Here is a 16681-nt window from a genome sequence, read left to right on the forward strand (position 1 = left end):
GAGGTGCAAAGTGTTAAAAAAATATCTTCCGCTTTTACTCCTGTGCGCGGCGCCTGCTTTCGCCAAACCCGTTCTCACCGTCTATACCTACGACTCGTTCGCCGCCGACTGGGGGCCAGGCCCGGCGGTGAAAAAAGCGTTTGAAGCCGATTGCAACTGTGAGCTGAAACTGGTGGCGCTGGAGGATGGCGTTTCGCTGCTCAACCGCCTGCGGATGGAGGGGAAGAACAGCAAAGCCGATGTGGTGTTGGGGCTGGACAATAATCTGCTGGAGGCGGCCACGCAAACTAAACTTTTTGCCAAAAGCGGCGTGGCGAATGAGGCGGTCAAGGTGCCCGGCGGCTGGAAAAACGACACATTTGTGCCGTTCGATTACGGCTATTTCGCCTTTGTCTACGATAAAAGCAAGCTGAAAAATCCGCCGAAAAGCCTGAAAGAACTGGTCGAGAACGATCAAAAATGGCGGGTGATTTATCAGGACCCGCGTACCAGTACGCCAGGGCTGGGGCTGTTACTGTGGATGCGCAAAGTCTATGGCGATAACGCGCCGCAGGCCTGGCAAAAACTGGCGGCCAAAACGGTGACGGTGACGAAAGGCTGGAGCGAGGCCTATGGTTTATTTCTGAAAGGTGAAAGCGATTTGGTGCTCAGTTACACCACCTCTCCGGCGTATCACATTATTGAAGAGAAGAAGGACAATTACGCCGCCGCGAACTTCAGCGAAGGCCATTACTTACAGGTAGAGGTCGCGGCGCGTACCGTCGCCAGTAAGCAGCCGGAACTGGCGGAGAAATTCCTCAAATTTATGGTTTCTCCGGCGTTTCAGAACGCCATACCCACCGGCAACTGGATGTACCCGGTAGCGGACGTCGCCCTACCAGCAGGGTTTGAATCATTGGCAAAACCCGCCACAACGCTGGAATTCACGCCGCAACAAGTGGCAGCACAACGCCAGGCATGGATTAGCGAATGGCAACGCGCCGTCAGCCGTTAATTCCCGGCTGGCTGATTCCGGGGCTGTGCGCCGCCGCGCTGATGATAACCGTCTCGCTGGCGGCCTTTCTGGCGCTTTGGCTGAACGCGCCGTCGGGCGCGTGGTCGACAATCTGGCGGGATAGCTACCTGTGGCATGTGGTGCGCTTCTCATTCTGGCAGGCGTTTCTGTCCGCAGTGCTGTCTGTGGTCCCGGCGGTTTTTCTCGCCCGCGCGCTTTATCGACGCCGTTTTCCTGGACGTCTGGCGCTGCTGCGTCTGTGCGCCATGACGCTGATTCTGCCGGTACTGGTTGCCGTGTTCGGTATTCTTAGCGTGTATGGCCGTCAGGGCTGGCTGGCCTCGCTGTGGCAGATGCTGGGGCTTCAGTGGACATTCTCCCCCTACGGCTTGCAGGGCATTTTACTGGCGCACGTCTTTTTTAACCTGCCAATGGCGAGCCGTTTGTTGCTGCAATCGTTGGAAAGCATTCCCGGCGAGCAGCGCCAGCTCGCCGCCCAGCTCGGTATGCGCGGCTGGCATTTTTTCCGTTTTGTCGAATGGCCGTGGCTGCGCCGCCAAATTCCGCCCGTCGCGGCGCTGATTTTTATGCTCTGCTTCGCCAGTTTCGCAACGGTTCTGTCGCTCGGCGGCGGCCCGCAGGCCACCACTATCGAACTGGCTATCTTTCAGGCGCTTAGTTATGACTACGATCCCGCCCGCGCGGCGATGCTGGCATTAATCCAGATGGTCTGCTGCCTGGCGCTGGTACTGCTAAGCCAACGGTTAAGCAAAGCGATTGCGCCGGGGATGACGCTGACGCAGGGCTGGCGCGATCCTGACGATCGTCTCCACAGCCGTCTGACGGACGCCTTATTAATCGTGCTGGCGCTGCTGCTGCTGCTTCCGCCACTGGTCGCCGTGGTGGTCGATGGCGTCAACCGCAGCCTGCCGGAGGTGCTGGCGCAACCCATTCTGTGGCAGGCTGTCTGGACATCGCTACGCATTGCGCTGGCGGCGGGCGTTCTGTGTGTGGTGCTGACCATGATGCTGCTGTGGAGTAGCCGCGAGCTACGCCAACGCCAGCAACTATTCGCCGGACAAACGCTGGAACTCAGCGGGATGTTGATCCTCGCGATGCCGGGGATCGTACTGGCGACAGGCTTCTTTTTACTGCTCAATAACAGCATTGGCTTACCGGAATCCGCCGACGGCATCGTGATTTTCACCAATGCGCTGATGGCAATCCCCTACGCGCTAAAAGTCCTGGAAAACCCAATGCGCGATATTACCGCCCGTTATGGAATGCTGTGCCAGTCATTAGGAATTGAAGGCTGGTCGCGGTTAAAGGTCGTGGAACTGCGGGCGCTGAAACGTCCGCTGGCGCAGGCGCTGGCGTTTGCCTGCGTACTTTCTATCGGTGATTTTGGCGTCGTCGCGCTTTTCGGCAATGACAATTTCCGCACGCTGCCGTTTTATCTGTATCAGCAGATCGGCTCCTACCGCAGCCAGGACGGCGCGGTGACCGCGCTGATACTATTGCTGCTCTGCTTTACGTTATTTACCCTCATAGAGAAACTACCGGGCCGACATGCTAAAACTGATTGATATCACCTGGCTTTACCACCATTTGCCCATGCGCTTTACGCTGTCGGTCTCGCGCGGTGAGCAGGTCGCAATACTCGGGCCCAGCGGTGCCGGGAAAAGTACGTTGCTGAATCTGATTGCCGGCTTTCTCACGCCTGCCAGCGGCACAATGATGATTGAAGGTGAAGATCACACCGCAACGCCTCCTTCGCGTCGTCCCGTCTCCATGCTGTTTCAGGAAAACAATCTGTTCAGCCATCTGAACGTGCAACAAAACATCGGCCTGGGTCTTAATCCGGGATTAAAACTGAACGCGCTTCAGCGGGAGAAAATGCACAACATCGCCCGGCAAATGGGGCTCGATTCACTGCTGGAGCGACTCCCCGGTGAGCTTTCCGGCGGGCAGCGACAACGCGTGGCGCTGGCGCGTTGTCTGGTGCGGGAGCAACCCATATTGCTGCTCGATGAACCGTTCTCTGCGCTCGATCCCGCCCTGCGTCAGGAGATGTTAACCCTGGTCGCCGAGGTCTGCCGTGATAAGCAGCTTACGCTGCTGATGGTTTCCCACAGCGTAGAAGATGCGGCGCGAATTGCGCCCCGGTCAATCGTCGTCGCCGACGGACGCATTGCATGGCAAGGCAAAACAGACGAGCTACTAAGCGGTCAAGCCAGTGCCTCAGCGCTGTTAGGCATCAACCCTCATATTTCGTAGGCCGGATAAGGCGAAGCCGCCATCCGGCAAAGGAATCGCTAGTAACCCACAACTTTGCGCAGAATATCGATATACACCGGCATCAGTGGGTGACGCAATAACGCCACCAGCGCGACCACGCCGATCCCGAGCGTCAACGGCGCCAGATACAGCAAACGGCTGCGGGGGAAATACGCGGTTAAACGATCGACTGCCGCTTTGCCGCTGCGCCACAGCCGCCAGCATAGCCAGCCTCCGACCCACAGCAGCAACGCCGTCGCCAGCAGCAGCCATTTGAAATCTCCGCTCTGCATATCGGAAGGAATATCGATTGCCGCTCCCGCCAGAATGCCCGGCAGGAAATAAAACGGTGGCCACAGCAAACAGCCAATCAAGTTTGGCCCAATAAATTTCGCCACGGGAAGATCCAGCATCCCTGCCACCATCGGCACCAGCGGCCTCGTCGGACCGACAAAACGTCCGACCAGGATCGTGAACATACTGTGCTGATGCAGCGCGTGTTCGGTTTTATCCAGCAGCGACTTGTTTTTTTTCATAAAAGACCAGCGGTGTAGCGGCTTTTTAAAGCGCCACCCCAGCCAGAACGAAATCCAGTCGCCCATCAGACAGCCGATAATACCCACCAGCCAGGCATGCCAAAAATTGAGCTCGCCGCTGCCGATAAGCGCGCCCAGCCCCGCCATCAGTACCGTGCCGGGTAAAATCAACCCCACCAGCGCCAGCGATTCCAGGAAGGCGACCAGCAACACGGCGATGAGCGAATACAGAGTGGATTGGGTGATAAAGTGTTCCAGCAGTGCTTGCATAGTGTGTCCGTCAGCGTGATGAAGCAGGGATTCTGCTTACCCCGTCCCCCTTCGTCAAGCCGTCAATTATCCGAATAGTTACGGCTTATGACATCTTTGTGGACACATCATTCACTTTTTATTCACATCCGGCCCTGAACTCGCTAGGACTTGCCCCGGTGCATTTTTTAAATACCCGCGAAAAATAGAGCTGATCGTCAAATCCAACATTGCGCCCAACGGTCGCTATCGGCATTCGCGTGGTGCTAAGCAGGAGTTTCGCCTGGCTGATACGCTGATCTTCGCGCCAACTCAATACGCTAATGCCTAACTGCTGGCGGAACAGATGCGATAACCGGGAGGGCGACAGGCAGACATGCTGGGCGACGCTGGCGATATCAAAATGGCTGTCCGCCAGATGGTCGCTGATATACTGGCAGGCATCGCGCACACGGCTATCCATCGGCGGATGCAACGACTCATTAATTACCGCCATACGTCTGAGCAACAGCTGCTCCAGCAGATTGATCGCCAGTAGCTCAGAATAGCGGCCTTCCCCTTGCCCGGCGCTGATGATCTGCCCGAACAGTTCGCTGAAATGCGGCTGGCGCGCCTCGTCCGGGCGGAAAAATCCTGTCTGGGCAAAGATTGTCGGCCAGGTCAGCCACTCCTGCCAGTAGGCGCGAGGCCGGAAATAAACCCACTGGTGATACCACTCGCTGGCGTCCGGATGCCGTCCATAGTGATGAATCTCGCCCGGCGGAAACAATAATATATCGCCAGGCCGACAGACAAACTGCTCGCCATTATTATTAATGACGCCCTCTCCGCGGATGGTCAGGTTAAGAATATATCCCTTCATGCCCAACGGACGATCGATAAAAAAATCCAGATATCCATTCGCTTCAATTGGCGTCAGTCCGGCGACCAGATGGGCATTAAATGAATATCCCGGCAATAGCGGATCATTTTGCGTTTCAGCCATGATTTCTCTACCCCCCGATGTTCAGAGAAGAAACAAATTGTCCATATTGACCAGGACGACAGAGCTTCCGTCTCCGCAAGACCTTGCGCTTGATGAAAGCACGTATCAACCCCGCTTGTGAAAAGCGCTTTGTAACAAAAGCGTACAGTTCAGGCGATAAAATTAAGTAACAGAAGTGTCTATAACTATGGCTGGAATGTCCACATTGAATATTTGCACAGCGTCACACTTTGCAAAGCATTAGCATTTTTGTCCATAAGATTAGCGGATCCTGCCTGACGGTTTTTGCCGCGACTCTCTACTGTTTCTCCATACCTGTTTTTCTGGATGGAGTAAGACGATGGCAATTGCAATTGGCCTCGATTTTGGCAGTGATTCAGTGCGCGCTCTGGCAGTGGACTGCGCCACCGGCGACGAGATCGCCACCAGCGTAGAGTGGTATCCGCGCTGGCAAGAAGGCCGTTATTGCGACGGCCCGAACAACCAGTTCCGTCATCATCCGCGCGACTACATGGAGTCAATGGAGGCCGCGCTGAAAGCCGTTCTGGCACAATTAAGCGCCGCGCAACGCGCAAATGTCGTTGGCATTGGCGTTGACAGCACCGGTTCTACGCCAGCGCCGATTGACGCCGACGGTAACGTCCTGGCGCTGCGTCCGGAGTTCGCCGAGAACCCGAATGCGATGTTTGTGCTGTGGAAAGATCACACCGCGGTGGAAGAGGCCGACGAAATCACTCGTCTGTGCCATAAACCAGGTAAGGTCGACTACTCCCGCTATATTGGCGGCATTTACTCCAGCGAATGGTTCTGGGCGAAGATTCTGCACGTCACCCGCCAGGATAGCGCCGTCGCGCAGGCCGCCGTCTCGTGGATTGAACTGTGTGACTGGGTGCCGGCGCTGCTTTCCGGCACCACTCGCCCGCAGGATATCCGCCGTGGCCGCTGCAGCGCCGGGCACAAAACACTGTGGCATGAAAGCTGGGGCGGTCTGCCGCCTGCGAGCTTCTTTGATGAACTCGATCCGTGCATTAACCGTCATCTGCGCTACCCGTTATTTAGCGAAACCTTCACCGCCGATCTGCCCGTGGGCACCCTGTGCGCCGAATGGGCGCAGCGCCTCGGCTTGCCGGAAAGCGTGGTGATTTCCGGCGGCGCGTTCGACTGCCACATGGGCGCGGTCGGCGCGGGCGCACAGCCCAATACGCTGGTAAAAGTCATCGGCACGTCTACCTGCGACATTCTGATTGCGGATAAACAGAGCGTCGGGGATCGCGCCGTGAAAGGCATTTGCGGTCAGGTTGACGGCAGCGTGGTACCGAACTTTATCGGTCTGGAAGCGGGCCAATCTGCTTTCGGCGACATCTACGCCTGGTTTAGCCGCGTGTTGAGCTGGCCGCTGGAACAACTTGCCGCGCAGCACCCGGAACTGAAACCCCAGATTAACGCCAGCCAGAAGCAGCTACTGCCAGCGCTCACCAACGCCTGGGCGAAAAATCCGTCCCTGGATCACCTGCCGGTGGTGCTCGACTGGTTTAACGGTCGCCGCACGCCAAACGCTAATCAGCGTCTGAAAGGCGTCATTACCGATCTCAATCTCGCCACCGACGCGCCAGCGCTGTTTGGCGGTCTGGTCGCCTCGACCGCCTTCGGCGCGCGCGCCATTCAGGAGTGTTTTACCGATCAGGGTATCGCGGTCAATAACGTGATGGCGCTTGGCGGCATCGCCCGTAAAAATCAGGTCATTATGCAGGTCTGCTGCGACGTACTGAATCGTCCGTTGCAGATCGTCGCTTCCGACCAGTGTTGCGCATTAGGCGCCGCTATCTTTGCCGCCGTCGCTGCGAAAGTCCATGCCGATATTCCTGCCGCCCAGCAAAGCATGGCAAGCGCGGTAGAACGCACTCTGCGTCCCCGCCCTGAACAGGCGCAACGCCTCGAACAGTTTTACCGCCGCTACCAGCAGTGGGCGCTAAGCGCAGAACAACATTATCTTCCGACTGCCGCGCCGGCGCCAACGACCCCGGCCAATCAGGCAATCCTGACTCATTAAGGACACGGCAATGACGATTTTTGATAATTATGAAGTATGGTTTGTGATTGGCAGCCAGCATTTGTATGGCGCAGAAACCCTGCGTCAGGTCACCCAACATGCCGAGCATGTGGTCAACGCGCTGAATACCGAAGCCAAACTGCCATGTAAACTGGTATTAAAACCGCTGGGCACCTCGCCGGATGAGATTACCGCTATTTGTCGTGACGCCAATTATGACGATCGCTGCGCAGGGCTGGTGGTCTGGCTGCACACCTTCTCCCCGGCCAAAATGTGGATCAACGGGCTGAGTATCCTTAACAAACCACTACTGCAATTCCATACCCAATTTAACGCCGCCCTGCCGTGGGACAGCATCGATATGGACTTTATGAACCTGAACCAGACTGCGCACGGCGGCCGCGAGTTCGGTTTTATCGGCGCGCGGATGCGCCAGCAGCACGCGGTCGTCACTGGCCACTGGCAGGATAAAGAGGCCCATACGCGTATCGGCGCCTGGATGCGCCAGGCGGTCTCTAAACAGGATACCCGCCAGCTAAAAGTCTGCCGCTTCGGCGACAATATGCGTGAAGTCGCAGTGACTGACGGTGATAAAGTGGCCGCGCAAATCAAATTTGGCTTTTCGGTCAATACCTGGGCGGTCGGCGATCTGGTGCAGGTGGTGAATTCTATCGGCGACGGCGATATCAACGCTCTGATTGACGAGTATGAAAGCAGCTATACCCTGACGCCCGCCACCCAAATCCACGGCGATAAACGCCAGAACGTGCGAGAAGCGGCGCGTATTGAACTCGGTATGAAGCGTTTCCTGGAACAGGGCGGCTTTCACGCCTTTACGACGACATTTGAAGATTTGCACGGCCTGAAACAACTCCCGGGTCTGGCCGTACAGCGTCTGATGCAACAGGGCTACGGCTTTGCGGGCGAAGGCGACTGGAAAACCGCCGCTCTGCTTCGCATTATGAAAGTGATGTCAACCGGTCTGCAGGGCGGCACCTCATTTATGGAGGATTACACCTACCACTTCGAGAAAGGCAACGATCTAGTGCTCGGCTCGCACATGCTGGAGGTGTGTCCGTCCATCGCGGTGGAAGAGAAACCGATCCTCGACGTCCAGCACCTCGGGATTGGCGGCAAGGAAGATCCGGCGCGTTTGATTTTCAATACCCAAACCGGCCCGGCGATCGTCGCCAGCCTGATCGACCTCGGCGATCGTTATCGCCTGCTGGTCAACTGCATTGACACCGTAAAAACGCCGCACTCCCTGCCGAAACTGCCGGTGGCTAACGCGCTGTGGAAGGCGCAGCCGGATCTGCCGACCGCCTCCGAAGCGTGGATTCTGGCTGGCGGCGCGCATCATACCGTCTTCAGCCACGCGCTGGATCTGAACGATATGCGCCAGTTTGCAGAAATACACGATATCGAAATCGCGGTGATTGATAACGATACCCGTCTGCCGGCCTTTAAGGACGCGCTGCGCTGGAACGAGGTGTATTACGGTTTAAAACGCTAAAAGTGGAGTCTGAATGCCCGGTGGCACTGCGTTTACCGGGCCTACGGTCCTGTAGGCCGAATAAGGCATTTGTGTCGCCATCCGGCACACCGTCGCTCGTAGGCCGGATAAGCGAAGCGCCATCCGGCAGGGAGAAAACAATGTTAGAAGATCTCAAACGCCAGGTACTGGAAGCCAATCTGGCGCTGCCAAAACACAACCTGGTCACCCTCACCTGGGGTAACGTCAGCGCCGTCGATCGCGAACGCGGCGTACTGGTGATTAAGCCGTCCGGCGTCGATTATAGCGTCATGACCGCTGAGGATATGGTGGTGGTCAGTCTGGAGACCGGTGAAGTCGTTGAAGGTCATAAGAAACCGTCGTCCGATACGCCAACCCACCGTCTGTTGTACCAGGCATTTCCGACTATCGGCGGCATCGTACACACCCATTCGCGCCACGCGACTATCTGGGCGCAGGCGGGTCAGCCGATTCCGGCGACGGGAACCACCCATGCCGACTATTTCTACGGTACGATTCCCTGCACTCGCAAAATGACCGAGGCGGAAATTAATGGCGAGTATGAATGGGAAACGGGCAATGTCATTGTTGAAGCCTTTGAAAAACAAGGCATTGACGCCGCTCAAATGCCCGGCGTGCTTGTCCATTCGCACGGCCCGTTTGCCTGGGGTAAAAATGCCGAGGATGCAGTGCATAACGCCATCGTGCTGGAAGAAGTGGCCTATATGGGGATCTTCTGCCGCCAGCTTGCGCCGCAGTTGCCCGACATGCAGCAATCCCTGCTGGATAAACACTATCTACGCAAACACGGCGCAAAAGCCTATTACGGGCAGTAATGCCTCTAAAAACGCGTCCCATTGGGGGCGCGTTGATGAGTCTGGTCGGTGATATATTCAGCAAATGCGCTTTGATAGACGTAATGATCAGAACTCACATATTCAATAATATTATCATAATGTCCCTGCCACGCTTTTCCTTCCAGCGCATGGAAGAAAATATAATCTTCGATTGTTGACTGCCAGCGTTGCCCATTTAACAGATAGTTAATAATGGTATCCCGATGTCCGTTTTTTCTGTCGTGTCCTTGCCAGTGAAAAAAAGCATTGCCGTTTTCAATAATCTCGGTACGCCAAATTTGTTCTGTCCATGTTTTATACTCAAAAAATCGACTCACGGTTTTTATGGAAGGGTTAGCGCGTTGAGTATTGACGAAAAGATAACGGTCATTCCCTACCAGACGCGCCTGCATACTCACATTCATAAAAGATCATTCCCGAATACCACAAATTTTGATAAAAACACCCGCACCCGAAAGTCAAAATAAAATTATATTCTAAAATAAAAATTAAATTATGCAGAGAGTTCCCGACGAATTCGCACTGTAATCCATTTTTATTTAACCATAGAGGCCAATTGGAATATTATATTTCTACCTGACGGTGCGGATGTTCCAAATGAAATTGTTACACTTTTCATTAATTAAAACAAACAAAAAATATCGCTTTTTTGTTAATCCGAGAAATAAGTAACAGATTCGAACAAGCGCCTTTCTGAAAAATACTGAATGTATGAAAACAGACTTGACACAAAACGGCTAATACATGGGTAAAAACTGTAAATAAACATGATTCAAAATTAGCAGTTATAGGATAATTATATCTGCTGTCTACACCAGCATCATTATACCCTTCATACTTCGAGTTGCTTATGTGTTGGCTACGGATTACTCGGCCCATCCATGGGCCTTGCCCTGACGGGCCGTCGCACGCGACGTTCAAATCTGCTCCCGGCAGATTTGTCGCTCACCCCAGTCACATAGTTATCTATGCTCCTGGGGCCTCACTCCCTTGCCGCCTTTAAGCAACTCGAATTATTTTGGGTATATATTGATAAATATACGTCAGCAAAAATATCTGACGCTAAAAGCCCTTTTATCGTTAAAATATCCATTACACCCGTCACGGGGAACGAACTCATTCATGAAATATCGCTACATCCTCAGAATCGCGGCAGGCATCATTCTCATTATGGCCATGGTGTTTATCCATAACGCTATCGCTATTTATCAGTTCAGTCAGCAAAACCAGACGCGCGTAGCTGACTGCGCGATTGTCGCAGGAGCAGGCGTTAGCGGAAAAACGCCTTCTCCCGTTTTTCAGGCCAGACTGGATCATGCCATCTGGCTTTACCAACAACACATTGTCCGCGCGTTGGTATTAACCGGCGGCTACGGCGCTGGCGCAACGGTTTCCGACGCGGCGATAGCCCGTCAATACGTTCTGGAAAAAGGCATTCCGGCTAAGGCGATTTTTATTGAAGAGCGCTCTACCGTGACGCGCGAAAATATTCGTTACGCAAAACAGATACTGCGACAACAACAATGGCGCACAGCGTTACTGGTCAGCGATCCGCTGCATATGCTGCGTCTGAAAACTATCGCTCAGGATAATGGTATCGATAGCCGCTCATCACCCACGCGATCCACCCGCTATAAATCCTGGTGGGCGCAAACCCGCTTCTTACTGCGAGAAACTTTTTATTACAGCGGATATCGGCTTTTACGTTATATGCCTGTACAAAATAACAGTATTACCCCCTAAAACAGGTTATAATTAGCGTGAATTTTTTAGACAGGTAATCATCGTGGCGCAGGCAGGTTTCATTTTAACCCGGCACTGGCGGGATACGCCGCAAGGGACGGAGGTCTCTTTCTGGCTGGCGACAGACAACGGCCCTGTGCAGGCGACGCTGGCGCCGCAAGAGTCCGTGGCGTTTATTCCGACCAGCCAGACCTCCCGCGCCGCCTCGCTGCTACAGGCGGAAAAAGACTATCGCCTGACGCCGCTCCAGCTGCGAGACTTTCATCGTCAGCCGGTCTCCGGTCTGTATTGCCGTACTCACCGCCAGCTTATGCGGATGGAGAAACTGCTGCGCGAAAACGGCGTCACCGTTTATGAAGCGGATGTCCGCCCGCCGGAACGTTACCTGATGGAACGTTTTATTACGTCGCCCGTTTGGGTAGACGGCGAGATGCGCAACGGCGTTATCCGCAATGCGCGTCTTAAACCCCACCCCGACTATCGACCGCCGCTAAAATGGGTCTCGCTGGATATCGAAACCACGCGACACGGCGAACTGTATTGCATTGGTCTGGAAGGCTGCGGCCAGCGTACCGTTTATATGCTGGGCCCGGCGAACGGCGATGACCGCCAACTGGACTTCGAGCTTGTGTATGTCGCCAGCCGCCCGCAGTTGCTGGAAAAACTCAACGCCTGGTTTGCCGAGCATGATCCCGACGTCATCATCGGCTGGAACGTGGTGCAGTTCGACCTGCGTATGCTGCAAAAACATGCCGAACGCTACCGTATCCCTTTACGGCTGGGGCGAGACAATAGCGAACTGGAGTGGCGCGAACATGGCTTCAAAAACGGCGTTTTTTTCGCCCAAGCCAGAGGGCGAGTCATTATCGATGGTATCGACGCGCTTAAATCCGCGTTCTGGAATTTTTCGTCTTTTTCGCTGGAAGCCGTCTCGCAGGAACTGCTCGGCGAAGGAAAATCCATTGATAATCCCTGGGATCGTATGGATGAGATCGATCGCCGCTTTGCCCAGGATAAACCCGCCCTCGCCACCTACAACCTGAAAGACTGCGAGCTGGTCACGCGCATTTTCCATAAAACCGAAATCATGCCGTTTTTGTTGGAACGCGCGACGATCAACGGCCTGCCGGTCGATCGCCACGGCGGTTCGGTCGCCGCATTCGGGCATCTTTACTTTCCGCGAATGCACCGCGCCGGCTATGTCGCGCCCAATCTCGGCGAAGTGCCGCCGCTGGCAAGTCCCGGCGGCTACGTAATGGATTCACAACCCGGATTATACGATTCAGTACTGGTGCTGGATTATAAAAGCCTATACCCGTCGATTATCCGCACGTTTTTGATTGATCCCGTCGGGCTGGTCGAAGGCATGGCGCAGCCGGATCAGGAGCACAGTACCGAAGGTTTCCTTGACGCCTGGTTTTCACGAGAAAAGCACTGCCTGCCGGAAATTGTTAGCCAAATCTGGCACGGGCGCGATGAAGCCAAACGTCAGGGCAATAAACCGCTCTCGCAGGCGCTTAAAATCATTATGAACGCCTTTTATGGCGTACTCGGCACCACGGCCTGTCGCTTTTTCGATCCCCGTCTGGCGTCGTCAATCACCATGCGCGGTCATGCGATTATGCGCCAGACCAAAGCGCTGATTGAGGCGCAGGGTTATGACGTGATCTATGGCGATACCGATTCCACTTTCGTCTGGCTCCGGCGCGCGCATTCAGAAGCCGACGCGGCGGAAATCGGGCACAGGCTGGTGCGTCACGTGAACGAATGGTGGGCGCAAACGTTACAACAGCAAAAGTTGACCAGCGCGCTGGAGCTGGAGTTTGAAACCCACTTTTGCCGTTTTCTGATGCCGACCATCCGCGGCGCGGATACTGGCAGTAAAAAACGCTACGCGGGCCTGATTCAGGAAGGCGACAGCCAGCGCATGGTATTTAAAGGTCTGGAAACGGTGCGGACCGACTGGACGCCGCTGGCGCAGCGCTTTCAACAGGAGCTGTATCTGCGTGTTTTTCGCAATGAACCTTATCAAGACTATGTGCGTGAGACTATCGATAAACTGATGGCGGGCGAACTGGACGCACAGCTGGTTTATCGTAAGCGTCTGCGTCGCCCTTTACATGAGTACCAACGTAACATCCCGCCGCACGTTCGCGCCGCCCGGCTGGCGGATGAACAAAACCTGAAGCAGGGTCGTCCGGCACAGTATCAGAATCGCGGCGCCATAAAATATGTCTGGACTGTTAACGGCCCCGAGCCCCTGGATTACCAGCAGTCGCCGCTGGATTACGAACACTATCTTACCCGCCAGCTACAACCCGTGGCGGAAGGAATTCTTCCCTTCGTTGAAGATAATTTTGCTACACTACTGACCGGGCAACTGGGGTTATTTTGACGCGTGACGAAAGCGCCGCCTTCCAGTACCATAGCGCCCTTTCCATTCCTGGACCTAATTAACGCCACTACCACATTAGCCTGGTAGCGGGGTCGTATACTCGCAATTATCCAGTGCTGTCGCCTGGGAATGGCGAGTAATGCCTGCAATTAAAGATATAGAGCCGAACACATATGCCTTTTACACTTGGTCAACGCTGGATCAGCGATACAGAAAGCGAGCTGGGACTTGGAACCGTTGTTGCGATGGATGCGCGAACCGTCACCTTACTTTTCCCGTCCACGGGGGAAAACCGCCTGTATGCGCGCAGTGATTCTCCCGTGACCCGCGTCATGTTCAACCCTGGCGATACGATTACAAGCCATGAAGGCTGGCAGCTACATATCGATGAAGTAAAAGAAGAAAATGGCCTGCTTGTTTATGTCGGCACCCGCCTGGATACCGAAGAGACCAATGTGACGCTGCGCGAAGTTCTGCTCGACAGCAAGTTGGTTTTCAGTAAGCCCCAGGATCGTCTGTTCGCCGGTCAAATCGATCGAATGGATCGGTTCGCGCTGCGCTATCGCGCCCGTAAATTTCAGAGCGAGCAGTACCGGATGCCATACAGCGGCCTGCGCGGCCAGCGGACCAACCTGATCCCGCATCAGCTTAATATCGCTCATGATGTGGGTCGTCGCCACGCGCCGCGCGTACTGCTGGCGGATGAAGTGGGCTTAGGTAAAACCATTGAAGCCGGGATGATTCTGCATCAACAGTTATTATCCGGCGCGGCGGAACGCGTATTGATCATCGTGCCGGAAACCCTGCAACACCAGTGGCTGGTAGAAATGCTGCGCCGTTTCAACCTGCGCTTCGCGCTGTTCGATGACGAACGCTATACCGAAGCGCAGCACGACGCGTATAACCCGTTTGAAACCGAACAACTGGTGATCTGCTCGCTGGATTTCGCCCGCCGTAATAAGCAGCGTCTGGAACATTTGTGCGACGCCGAGTGGGATTTGCTGGTGGTCGACGAAGCGCATCATCTGGTGTGGAGTACCGATGCGCCGAGCCGTGAATATATGGCCATCGAACAGTTAGCTGAACGCGTACCGGGCGTGCTGCTGCTGACCGCCACGCCAGAACAGCTGGGGATGGAAAGCCATTTCGCCCGTCTGCGCCTGCTCGATCCGAACCGTTTCCACGATTTCGAACAGTTTGTCGAAGAACAGAAAAACTACCGTCCTGTCGCCGATGCGGTGGCCATGCTGCTGGCGGGCAATAAACTCAGCAACGACGAACTGAACAGGCTGGGCGATCTGATCGGCGAACAGGATATTGAACCGCTGTTGCAGGCCGCTAATAGCGATCGCGACGACGCGCAGGCCGCCCGTGATGAGCTGGTGTCGATGCTGATGGATCGCCACGGCACCAGCCGCGTTCTGTTCCGCAACACCCGTAACGGCGTCAAGGGGTTCCCGAAACGTGAACTGCATACGGTAAAACTGCCGCTGCCGACCCAGTATCAGACCGCCATTAAGGTCTCCGGCATTATGGGCGCGCGTAAAAGCGCGGAAGATCGCGCCCGCGATATGCTCTATCCGGAACAAATTTATCAGGAGTTCGAAGGCGATACCGGCACCTGGTGGAACTTCGACCCACGCGTTGAGTGGCTGATGGGCTATCTGACCAGCCATCGTTCGCAAAAAGTGCTGGTGATCTGCGCCAAAGCGACCACCGCGTTACAGCTGGAGCAGGTGCTGCGCGAACGCGAAGGCATCCGCGCCGCCGTGTTCCATGAGGGCATGTCTATTATCGAACGCGACCGCGCCGCCGCCTGGTTCGCCGAAGAAGATACCGGCGCGCAGGTGCTGCTATGTTCCGAAATCGGCTCCGAAGGACGTAACTTCCAGTTTGCCAGCAATCTGGTGATGTTCGACTTGCCGTTTAACCCGGATCTGCTGGAACAGCGTATTGGTCGTCTGGATCGTATCGGCCAGGCGCATGATATCCAGATCCACGTCCCGTACCTGGAAAAAACCGCCCAGTCGGTGCTGGTTCGCTGGTATCACGAAGGGCTGGACGCCTTTGAGCACACCTGCCCGACCGGTCGCGCGATTTATGATTCAGCCTACGCCAGTCTGATTAACTATCTGGCCGCGCCTGAAGAAACCGACGGGTTTGACGATCTGATCAAATCCTGCCGCGAGCAACATGAAGCGCTAAAAGCCCAGTTAGAACAGGGCCGCGACCGCCTGCTGGAGATCCACTCCAACGGCGGAGAAAAAGCCCAACAGCTCGCACAAAGCATTGAAGAACAGGACGACGACACCAACCTGATCGCGTTCGCCATGAACCTGTTCGATATCGTCGGCATTAACCAGGACGATCGCGGCGACAACCTGATCGTGCTGACGCCGTCCGACCACATGTTGGTGCCGGATTTCCCCGGCCTGCCGGAAGACGGCTGTACTATCACGTTTGAACGTGACGTAGCCCTGTCTCGCGAAGATGCGCAGTTTATTACCTGGGAACATCCGCTCATCCGTAACGGACTGGATCTGATCCTCTCCGGCGATACCGGCAGCAGCACCATTTCGCTGTTGAAAAATAAAGCGCTGCCAGTCGGCACGCTGCTGGTCGAACTGGTTTACGTCGTGGAAGCGCAGGCGCCGAAACAGCTACAACTGAACCGCTTCCTGCCGCCGACGCCGGTACGTATGCTGTTAGATAAAAACGGCAACAATCTGGCCGCCCAGGTCGAGTTTGAAACCTTCAACCGTCAGCTCAGCGCCGTGAATCGCCACACCGGTAGCAAACTGGTGAACGCCGTGCAACAGGACGTCCACGCCATTTTGCAACTGGGCGAGACGCAGATTGAAAAGTCCGCCAGAGCGCTGATTGATAACGCGCGCCGCGAGGCGGATGAAAAACTGTCCGGGGAACTGTCGCGTCTGGAAGCGCTGCGCGCCGTCAACCCGAACATTCGCGACGACGAACTTGCCGCTATCGACAGCAACCGTCAGCAGGTGCTGGAAAGCCTGAATCAGGCAGGCTGGCGTCTGGACGCGCTGCGTCTTATCGTCGTCACGCACCAATAACG

Annotated in this window: 12 protein-coding genes; 9 read left to right on the top strand and 3 right to left on the bottom strand. The window is 55.3% G+C overall.

Annotation, left to right across the window (positions count from 1 at the left end):
* Window positions 1–10 precede the first annotated feature (10 nt).
* The 3 genes from thiB to thiQ are packed head-to-tail and all read left to right on the top strand — an operon-like array spanning window position 11 to window position 3271.
* Window positions 11–994: a thiamine ABC transporter substrate binding subunit gene (thiB, locus tag HU143_RS18565; protein ID WP_023227653.1), complete on the top strand. Its 984-nt coding sequence runs from the start codon at window positions 11–13 to the stop codon at window positions 992–994.
* Window positions 970–2580 carry a thiamine/thiamine pyrophosphate ABC transporter permease ThiP gene (thiP, locus tag HU143_RS18570; RefSeq protein WP_001647644.1) on the top strand — a complete coding sequence of 537 codons (1611 nt, stop codon included), beginning with the start codon at window positions 970–972 and terminating at the stop codon, window positions 2578–2580. Before thiB ends, thiP begins: the two co-directional genes overlap by 25 nt.
* Complete coding sequence (gene thiQ / locus HU143_RS18575; protein WP_023227654.1) at window positions 2564–3271, top strand: thiamine ABC transporter ATP-binding protein ThiQ; 708 nt, start codon at window positions 2564–2566, stop codon at window positions 3269–3271. Before thiP ends, thiQ begins: the two co-directional genes overlap by 17 nt.
* 38 nt (window positions 3272–3309) lie before the next feature.
* On the opposite strand, the gene HU143_RS18580 is transcribed toward thiQ, so the two are convergent.
* Window positions 3310–4077 carry a DedA family protein gene (locus HU143_RS18580; protein ID WP_001148367.1) on the bottom strand — a complete coding sequence of 256 codons (768 nt, stop codon included), beginning with the start codon at window positions 4075–4077 and terminating at the stop codon, window positions 3310–3312.
* A 118-nt stretch (window positions 4078–4195) separates the two neighbouring features.
* Complete coding sequence (gene araC / locus HU143_RS18585) at window positions 4196–5041, bottom strand: arabinose operon transcriptional regulator AraC (protein WP_000852387.1); 846 nt, start codon at window positions 5039–5041, stop codon at window positions 4196–4198.
* Between the two features lie 340 nt (window positions 5042–5381).
* On the opposite strand from araC, the gene araB reads away from it, so the two are divergent.
* The 3 genes from araB to araD all read left to right on the top strand — a co-directional run bounded on the left by araB (window position 5382) and on the right by araD (window position 9440).
* Complete coding sequence (araB, locus tag HU143_RS18590; RefSeq protein ID WP_023227655.1) at window positions 5382–7091, top strand: ribulokinase; 1710 nt, start codon at window positions 5382–5384, stop codon at window positions 7089–7091.
* A gap of 10 nt (window positions 7092–7101) precedes the next feature.
* Window positions 7102–8604 (top strand): L-arabinose isomerase, encoded by a 1503-nt coding sequence (gene araA / locus HU143_RS18595; RefSeq protein ID WP_000151693.1) that lies wholly within the window; start codon window positions 7102–7104, stop codon window positions 8602–8604.
* Between the two features lie 140 nt (window positions 8605–8744).
* Complete coding sequence (gene araD, locus HU143_RS18600; protein WP_000888690.1) at window positions 8745–9440, top strand: L-ribulose-5-phosphate 4-epimerase; 696 nt, start codon at window positions 8745–8747, stop codon at window positions 9438–9440.
* Window positions 9441–9445: 5 nt separating this feature from the next.
* Here araD and HU143_RS18605 read toward each other — a convergent pair whose 3' ends face one another.
* Entirely contained in the window at window positions 9446–9865 is a 420-nt protein-coding gene (locus tag HU143_RS18605; RefSeq protein ID WP_024148226.1) for a DUF4751 family protein, read from the bottom strand.
* 718 nt (window positions 9866–10583) lie between these two features.
* On the opposite strand from HU143_RS18605, the gene HU143_RS18615 reads away from it, so the two are divergent.
* The 3 genes from HU143_RS18615 to rapA all read left to right on the top strand — a co-directional run bounded on the left by HU143_RS18615 (window position 10584) and on the right by rapA (window position 16679).
* Entirely contained in the window at window positions 10584–11204 is a 621-nt protein-coding gene (locus tag HU143_RS18615) for a YdcF family protein (RefSeq protein WP_000877514.1), read from the top strand.
* A gap of 43 nt (window positions 11205–11247) precedes the next feature.
* On the top strand, window positions 11248–13599 hold the full coding sequence (gene polB, locus HU143_RS18620) for a DNA polymerase II (protein ID WP_023227656.1): 2352 nt from the start codon (window positions 11248–11250) through the stop codon (window positions 13597–13599).
* 173 nt (window positions 13600–13772) lie between these two features.
* A complete protein-coding gene (gene rapA, locus HU143_RS18625; protein ID WP_001116966.1) occupies window positions 13773–16679 on the top strand; it encodes an RNA polymerase-associated protein RapA in 2907 nt (968 codons plus the stop codon).
* The last annotated feature ends 2 nt before the right edge of the window (window positions 16680–16681 follow it).

The sequence above is a fragment of the Salmonella sp. SJTUF14076 genome, assembly GCF_015534835.1.
In the GTDB taxonomy this organism is placed as follows: Bacteria; Pseudomonadota; Gammaproteobacteria; order Enterobacterales; family Enterobacteriaceae; genus Salmonella; species Salmonella enterica.